Genomic DNA, 8,512 nt, shown 5'->3' on the forward strand with positions numbered 1-8,512 from the left:
CTCAGTGGTAGGGCGGGGCCGCACAGTAGGTTGCTTTTTACCTCGGGAATATCGACGGCAAGGGTGTACTGCCCTGTGCGGGGGTCAGTACCGCCCTTCATCCAACTCATGAAACCGAAGGCTTGGGAATGCACTGCATTCGAAGTAGTCATGTCATGCATCTCATATTAAGAGAAGGAGATTTTTTTTGAGTCAGGGAGTGGTAGGAGGTTTTTTTGAAATATTAATTTTCACGCAGGAAAGTTTGTCCCGTAAGTGGGAGTCTGTATCATTTTGTATCATTTGTAAGCCAGGCGCAATTATTTGGTTGGGGCCATAGGCGGCCAGGTGATCTAACTCGATGTTATCGACAGTGGTGGTGATTTTTTTTATTGTTTTAAGTGTGACTAAAAAATCGTAGGTGCCTTTAGTACAAATATCGCCGACGCCCTCGTAATCACTCAAGATAACTTCGGTGGCGGAGGGTACTTCACGGAAAGTAATAGTCCGGACTTTGTCGTTGAAGTGGTCGCAGGGAGTAGAAGTCCTTCTCAAATTGTACCGGACCGACGTTGTCGGTAACACTGGAAGTGGCAAAACGCAAGTTGCACCGTCTTCTTTTCCTAGAATAATTGAGCCCGCCATTGTCAGGTTTGAATAGGCGATGGGAAGGATCATTAAAAGTCCGTAAGTAGCTGCTTTTATGTAATTCATGGCGTACCTCGTGAGTCATGCAGCGCATCTGAATGAAAACACCTGGCTTAACATTAACAGGAGATTGTGTTTTGCGAACCTATCAGTTCTGATAGTTGTATTGAAATCTTTTGCCGAAAAAAACGATGACTGGACTGTGTTGTCCAAGGGGGGGCGAAGGTAGTGAATTCAGTTGGTTAGCGGAATAACCTGGTAGGGGCTGTGAAGTCGACGCTTAATCCGGAGTGCTCATAATATCGGTGGTGTGATGTTTGGTAACCTAGCAGTTCTGTTAGTGGTAAATGCGGTGAAGGAGGAATAGGGTGCAGTTCAAATGATTTGTCGAGTTTGAACTAAAGGATGAATACCAATGGAAGACGTGAATCCCCCGCCGGTTATCGCCGATCGCTCTTTGAATGGCGACGCGATTGACCTGGATCAGTTGGGCGACCGACCATTGTTGACCTACATAAAGTACCCCGGCATTGCCCTGAATGATGTGCTCTGGCCAAACTGGAGAGGCTGCGGAGCGCAAGGCGAAGTTGAGGACTTCAGTAACTCAAGGCTGGATGTCACCACCGCGGGGGGATACACACCAGAACTAGGAATGCCCGCCTACATTCCCAATGCCCGCCTCAAAGGGCTTAATCAAGGGTGGGCATTTTATTCCTACGCATTGGGAGCCTCAGGAGACCCCAATACCCGAGGGCCCGAGTCTCTGCGAGTGTTCTGTTATGTCGGCATCCGTCCCGGCAAATCCAGTCACCTGCCGGTTGTGCAAATAAAAGAATCTCACCAGCTTGCACTCGACCCTGCTGCCGTGGGGGCGGCAGGCGCTAGCGCGATAGTTCCGCCCTATCGGGCCATGAGTATTGGCGACAAAGTAACGTTTACCTGGCAAGGGTACTTCATGGGCACGCCCGAACCCGCGTACAGCGACGCTCTTACATTGAAAACCGAGCATATTGGACTGCCCTTGAAGTTCACTGTGCCGCAGATCGAGGTCATCGGCATTCCGGGCGAACACGCCGAAGTCAGCTACCGCATCGAATATGCCGGCACCGGGCAGTCGAGTGAATCCGGGGTGCAGACGATCCAGATCGTCAAACCGGGCGCAGCGCTGCTGCCTGAACTGGTCATCAAGGACTATGCCGGTGGCCCGGTGGATCCAGGTCGCTATCCGGATGGTCTGACGCTGCAGATCAAACCTGTCTATGCAGGCATCCAGGAGGGTGATTGGGTGCTGGTGTACTGGGCTGGCAGTGGTACGGACAAGAGCGTGGTCAAGGCTCTGCGCGTCGATCGTTCGACTCTCGACAGTGGTGTGATCGATTTTCACATTGAACCACGCTGGTTGTCGGTTAGCGGTGGCGGTCGGGTGACGGTGAGCTATCAATATGCCCGCACGGGCGGAGCGGAATCCGGTGAGCCCCGGCAACTGGACATCAGTATGCCTTTGCATTTACCGGCACCGATTGTGGATAACGCTACCCCCGCCGGAGAGAACCGAGGGGATCTGCAGGCCAGCACCAGCGGCGCATACGTGAGCATACCCGCGGACGCGGAGACGGGGGCGGGGAAAATCGAGGTGCATTGGGAGGGCAATCCCAAGGGTGGGCGTGGCGTGATACTGGATCCTGTGGGGGGTAGCGGTCGGCGCTATCATGTTCCGTCCACATTGATCGCTGCCAATATGTCGATAGCGGAAGGTGCACGCTTTCCGGTGTATTACACCGTCACGCCCCCTGGTGACAAATCCATCCTTTTCAATTTGCTCGTCAAGCCGGTGCCCCGCTCGCAATATCCGGATACGCAATGTACCCAGGCCATGGGTACCAGCACGTTATCACTGCAAAGAGTGCCATCCACGGGGGCTGACCTGACAATCAACCCATGGCCATTCGTGGCAGTTGGTCAACTTCTGACAATAGAAGCCGCGGGTATCAGTAACAGCGGTGCAGTTTCTATCACCGTGCGAGACAAGGTTCCAGTCACGGATACAGAGTTTACTCAACAACAGATTAAAGAAAAGTTACCCCGTGCTTACTTGCAGTCCCTCAAGCTCAATGAACAATTCACCCTAAGGGGCTGGGTCAGCTTTGATGCTGGAGATACCTACGTGCCATTTAATGACACTAACCTTACGCTCACGAGTTAAATATAGCTGAGTGTGTTTTATCTTATCTAAGGGAAAGGAGATTTGTCGTGGAAAATAATTCAATCGACGACATGCTGGTGTGGCTTGAACAAGAGCAGCGCACTTTAAAATGGGATGCGATTCTGGCCTATGATCGTACCAAGACCAATGCTGTGTTGCTGCAGGAATACATCGCGCGCTTTAGTGCCGGCGACTATATGGAGCCAATTACTGAAGAGATAGAGGACAACACGACACCCACGCAAAAGGAATATATCACTGACTATGTGATGGACCGTCCGCGGTTGTCGTTTGTCAATTCGAGTCTGGAAAACTCCAAAGCCAAGTTGAGTATGAAGGTGATCGGTGGCTCGCACCTTACGTATTCAAAACCTGAAGGAGCATCCGCGTGGAGCGTTTCAAAAATTGCTTTGGAAGATGCGCTGGATGGGCCTCGGTTAGAATTCAATATCGACCTGAGGGTCGCTCCCGGATCAGTTACATCCGCCGGGCAGGTCGAATTGAAGCTGGACGCGGGCACTGATTATCGGTTGACGTATGTTGAAACTCCGCACCTGCAAAGAGTGGCGGGTGAGCGTATGAAACGTCGTTTTAGTGCATTGCCCGAATCGCAAAAAACGTTTGTGTTGAATCAACTGGAGTTCACGGAAAATCAGTTTCTAAAACCCAAGAACTTCGTCATTCGCACGCATAATAAAAAAGGATCAGGTGCCCGACTGCTAGCGAACGAAGACGAGAATGAGGGGGCGGTATTGCTCCTTATTACAATGGAAGGTGGGGTCGATGGCCTGTTTCCTGGGATGAATAGTGACCTGCGGTATTTGCTTCCTGATGGGTATTCGGCGACGGTGCTGCTTGGCCAGGAATATATTACAGAAAAAATATTCTCAGACGGGCTGAAAAAGATGTCGAGTAATCTTCCCGCGCAATTTGAGACTGTATGGGGGGGAGATGGAAAAAGAATCACAAAGCTTGTCTCGAAACAAGCATATCGCAGAATAAATCAACGTCGCTCTACCGATTATGCTGGTGCTAGATTCACGTCGCCATACATTGCATTACCAATGCCATTGCGTCCGGGAAGCCCGGATAGTTTTTTTGAGATGAGACTTGCCAATGACAGTATTTATTTTGATTGGACAGAGTCTGCATGTGGGCAATCGCTAGATTGGAACACTAGTGATGCTTCTGAGGTTGATCGGTTGGTCTTCTCAGCGTGGTTTCTTAACATCAGGCTAATATTTTCTATAGATAGCACTTCCCAGATGATGAAGCTTAATGTTGATCGCGAAGCGTCGAAGGAGGATTTAAGAGTGTCTGTCGGACAATTGCCTCTTAGTCAGCATCATATCGATATGGCTAATAGTTTTTTGGTGAGTTTGTTTGAGGATGATATTTTTACAGCATATTTAGACTTCATTAGTCCAGTAGAAGCCATCAACATACTGACGCTTAACAGTCTGTTGTTCCGTAGCGGCGATGCTGTTAAATATGAGCACGTACATCTCCCAACCGACCTCGCTCTTTTCGGCCAAGTCGGGCCCACTCAAACCGCTTTCACTGTCAGCCCTCTGGAAACCGTACTCGGCCACTCCGGTGAGTTTCAGTTTAAAACAGAGCCCGTGCGCACAGGGGTGACCTGGAAGGTCGAAAACATTCCCGGCAGCACCGGAAACCCCGGCACCATCAACACGTCCACGGGGCTATACAAGGCGCCGACTGCCGCCCAGCTCGAAGGCGATCACACCCGTGTCAAAGTGACTGCCACGGCGGGTACTCATACCAGCTCTGCGCTGGTTGCCGTGCTTCGTCGCGATATCACTATCAACCCGCTGGTGCAAACGGCAACCGCTGGTGATCCCCGGGGGCGTGAAATGTCCGCCGGCACTTTGGACGGTGGTGCGCTGAGATGGAGCGTGGATCCCGCGTCGGGCGCCCGAGTGGAACCCAGCCTGGAACCGGAAGGGGATCACACCTACTATCCCGGCCCGCTTAAACCGAAGACCGGATTTCATATCGACAGGATTGAGGTGACGAACCCACGAAGCAATAAAACTGAATATTCGACCGTTCTGGTGATTCACGGCGTGCCCGTTTTTACCGTGATAATTGATAAAACAGCCAGTTTGCCGGCGAACAAAGTTCAGTTGGCTGTGGTGGGGACAGATGGCAACCCCATTGCTCCAGGCGTCATTGACTTGACGTGGGAGGTTCTGGCGGGGTCGGGGCAAGTTGATCAAAAATCTGGAGTGTTTACTGTTGACCCTGCAGGGGTAGACAAGTTTGCGGCCATTATTACAACGTTCCCTTCCTCGGTACCGGATTTTCTTCCGGATAGCCAAGGCTACATCATCCTGCCAATGCCACTGTTCAGTATTCCGGAAACTATTCGAATGCTAAGTGTGGATGGGCAATAAATTGCTATTTACTATTGCTTGGGAGAACGGTTATGTCCGCTAATTCGCTGGAAAGCTTATTGAATCAAATGAAAGGAGGCTCGGTAACCCATGGATGGGGGGCTATTGCTGCTTTCGGTCGTGCGCAGCTCAATCGACTGCTGGAACAACAATACCTTGCCTGGTTGAGCGACTCGCGTTTTGTTCCACCGATCAGTGGCGACATTGTACTGGCGGATGGGGCAGAGTCTGTGAAACTGGAAGACCTGTTTCTGGGTAAACCGGTGCTGTCGTTTGCAACCGCTTCATTGAATCTATCTGTTGTCACCCTGAAGATGAATATCGTGGGTGGTACCTATACGGCGATGAGTCACGCGATAGGCAGTGTTCCCAGGTTAATGTCCAGCTTCAGTATCACTGAAGAGATGGGCTATCACATCGAACTGAAAGTCGATCTGGGCCAGGTTGAAGGCGAAGTGGATAAGCGGGGTCGGGTGACTCTCGATCTGGGCAGCGACCCAACGATGAAATGCAACCTGGGCGGGTTTGCGGCCATACAGACTAAAATCGCTGCGTTTATCCACACGCGATTGGCGGCGTTGCCAGGTGATGCGCGGACCTTCGAATTGGGCCTGTTTGATTTTAGCGGCTACAACCCATTGAGTCCCAAGGGATTCTACCTACGGACTCAAAGAGCGCCCGGAGCTGATGATCCGTCGGCACTTAATTATGGGGATGGAGCTGTGCTGGTGTTCATCCGCCTGAAAGTCAAGGATGAGAATGGTGAGGGGTTGCCCAGCGATGGCAGCGGCTTCCCTTATTTGATTCCGGATGATCAGGCGGCGGGTAAACAGCTTTATTCGGCGTCATTGGTGTTGAACCATGAAAACCTGGGCCTGCTGGAAGAGACGCAGCTGGATGTGCTGAAAAACCTGCTGTTTCCCGGTGAGAACATCTTTGTCGAAAGCACCAACGGTCGCCATACACCTTTTGATTTGCTGGTGCTGGGCAATGTCAAAGCGACCGAGGAGAGTGTCGAAGTTCAACCGCCATTTGTCAGCCTCAAAGGAGGCAAGGAGCAGCAGTTCAGTGCCCGTAAGAGCGACGGCTCGACAATCAATGCCACTTGGAGCGTGAGCAACCCGATTGACCCGTTGTCGGTTGGGACAATTACCGTGGCGGGCTTGTACACGGCACCGGTCACCCAGCGGATGGGCAAGGAGCGCCAACCCATTGTGGTGACTGCACAGTATGCCGACGCGGGCCGGCAGCAGACACGATCGGCGTTGGTCCTGGGCGTGTTCGAAAGCATGGGGGTTTCACCGCGGGTCAATATCAGCGGGGTGGGTGCCAGCGCCAACCCGATTCCATTGACCGTCAGCTCTGTCGCCGGCGCGGAACTGGTCTGGCCCACGCTGACTCCGGCAGAAGGCGTACTGACCGTCATTGACAACAATCATGCGATCTACACACCACCGGCAAGCCTGGCGGCACCGTTGGCGATCCAGAAGATCAGCGTCAGTGAAAAACTGACCAATGAGCTGATTGAAGCGACGATCGTGTTGGTGGCAGCCCCGCACAATCTGCCCGTCGAGCCACCGTACGTCGCCTCCGCAACGGCGTCATTGCCTATCCAGTTAAGTACCCAATTGCCTCCGGACGTTTTGCTCTGGGAAGTGATCGGTGAGGGCAGCGTCGATCAATTCGGCCTGTTTACGCCACCACAGGCACCTACCTCCCGCTTCAGTGTGGTGAAATGTTCTTACTCAGACCACGGTATCGTTCTGGCCAGCGGTTTCAGCGTGATCCAGCTCACCGAGCAACTGGAACCCGTTCCGCATTGGTTAAGTCTGGAGAAATTTACAATTGAAGCGGTTGGCGGGCGTGATACCGCTTTTGCCAATGGTTGTCAGCAGATCCCGGTACTGATTACGCTTGAAACCAAAACGACCACGGTTGGCGGCCAGGAATATGACATCCCCGTCAGCGATGCCGAGTTGGCGACCTTGAGGCTCGTCGACAAGGCTACCGGTGCGGAAGTCCCTTTCGTTCATGTGGCGCAGGAGGGAATCGAGTACGGCAGCGGCACCCAGTTTGCAGCCAACAAAAAAAGAAATCGGTTCAGGTTTTTTTCGCGCACCGGGACGTCAGACATTTTCCCATTGGCGCCAGATGCACCGACAAACAACCGTGAGCGCCGCCGTGAACTTTACATACAAATGGGGGTAGGCGGCAGCCGGACGTTTTATGCTCGGTTTCAAGGGGTTGGCAACAGGACGTTTAACTCGATTGACTACGTAGACCCCGGTAAAGATGAAGTAACGGTGCATGCTGAAATATTCTTGCCGCCTGATCCCGATCCGGATCCGAACAAAAGCCCCTACAAATTCACCCGTGATCGGGTGACTCAGGATCGGGATGGCTATGATCTGCCACCCAGCGCGCAAAACCCTGAGGGTGACTATTTCAGCTTTTATCGTTGGTCCACCGATTATTGGCGTTTAAATTTTAATGTGCCTACTTCGGCGGGTTCCCGCATTGTTCCGTTTGTTACTTCGTCCATTGAAGCGAATATTTCTTCACTGCAATGGGAGAGCGAGCTACTGGACGAAAAATTCTTCAGCTATACCGGCTGCGCATTCAATCCAGCCAACTATGAGGGCAGTAATAGTCCGGTGCCCGAAGGGCTTTCATTTGACCCTTATCTCTGGGGGCTGATCAGGGAGCGGAGAAAAAAACTGAATCCCGTATTTGAAGACGGTAAAGAGCCTGCTGCGGGAGAGTTTGTTGTCAGTCTGCACCGCGTAGACGATATGCCGTATTGGTACGACGGGATGGCCAATGGTGATGAGCGCAAGCTTTTCAGGAAAAACCTTGAGCCCGGTCTAAAAATTACGTTGTTGGACATAGACGGTAATCGGCATGCTTTACAGGTTTCTTTTGAATCAATTGACAAGGAGGATAGTCGTAACAAGTTAGTGCTCAGGCGGCAGTAGTCGTTTGTTTGCAGGTAAATCTTATTATAAGTCATCTCTGTAAGTTTCGGCAATTACACCTTTACGGTGAAGTTGCCGAAGCCTTTCAGGCTCTTTTGTGTCGATAATTAATGTATTGAATACCTGAGGAAGATACACATGACCACTTCCAATGCCGTGCACTCGCAAGCCTTCGGGTTCATGAGTTTTGTTCAAGGTGGGGTTGACGATCGTACCGGACAATACACCGTCTCGATCAGCTTGCCCGAAGTCGAGACCAACCAACTTTGTGGTCCTGCGGTTCCATTAGT

The 8,512-nt window shown here is 51.9% G+C and carries 4 protein-coding genes; 3 read left to right on the plus strand and 1 reads right to left on the minus strand.

The genetic code is table 11. The features are described from left to right. Positions 1 to 192: 192 nt before the first annotated feature. Positions 193 to 693 carry a hypothetical protein gene (locus ACM6IT_RS21185; protein ID WP_414918632.1) on the minus strand — a complete coding sequence of 167 codons (501 nt, stop codon included), beginning with the start codon at positions 691 to 693 and terminating at the stop codon, positions 193 to 195. 349 nt (positions 694 to 1,042) lie between these two features. Between ACM6IT_RS21185 and ACM6IT_RS21190 the strand changes: the two genes are divergently transcribed. The 3 genes from ACM6IT_RS21190 to ACM6IT_RS21200 are packed head-to-tail and all read left to right on the plus strand — an operon-like array spanning position 1,043 to position 8,222. Beyond that, the gene (locus ACM6IT_RS21190) at positions 1,043 to 2,830 is read left to right on the plus strand and encodes a hypothetical protein (RefSeq protein WP_414918633.1); all 1,788 of its coding nucleotides are present in this window, start codon (positions 1,043 to 1,045) and stop codon (positions 2,828 to 2,830) included. A 47-nt stretch (positions 2,831 to 2,877) separates the two neighbouring features. Beyond that, positions 2,878 to 5,247 carry a hypothetical protein gene (locus ACM6IT_RS21195; RefSeq protein ID WP_414918634.1) on the plus strand — a complete coding sequence of 790 codons (2,370 nt, stop codon included), beginning with the start codon at positions 2,878 to 2,880 and terminating at the stop codon, positions 5,245 to 5,247. 32 nt (positions 5,248 to 5,279) lie between these two features. Next, on the plus strand, positions 5,280 to 8,222 hold the full coding sequence (locus ACM6IT_RS21200) for a hypothetical protein (RefSeq protein WP_414918635.1): 2,943 nt from the start codon (positions 5,280 to 5,282) through the stop codon (positions 8,220 to 8,222). Positions 8,223 to 8,512 lie beyond the last annotated feature (290 nt).

This window comes from Pseudomonas sp. IT-P4, assembly GCF_949767755.1.
In the GTDB taxonomy this organism is placed as follows: domain Bacteria; phylum Pseudomonadota; class Gammaproteobacteria; order Pseudomonadales; family Pseudomonadaceae; genus Aquipseudomonas; species Aquipseudomonas monachiensis.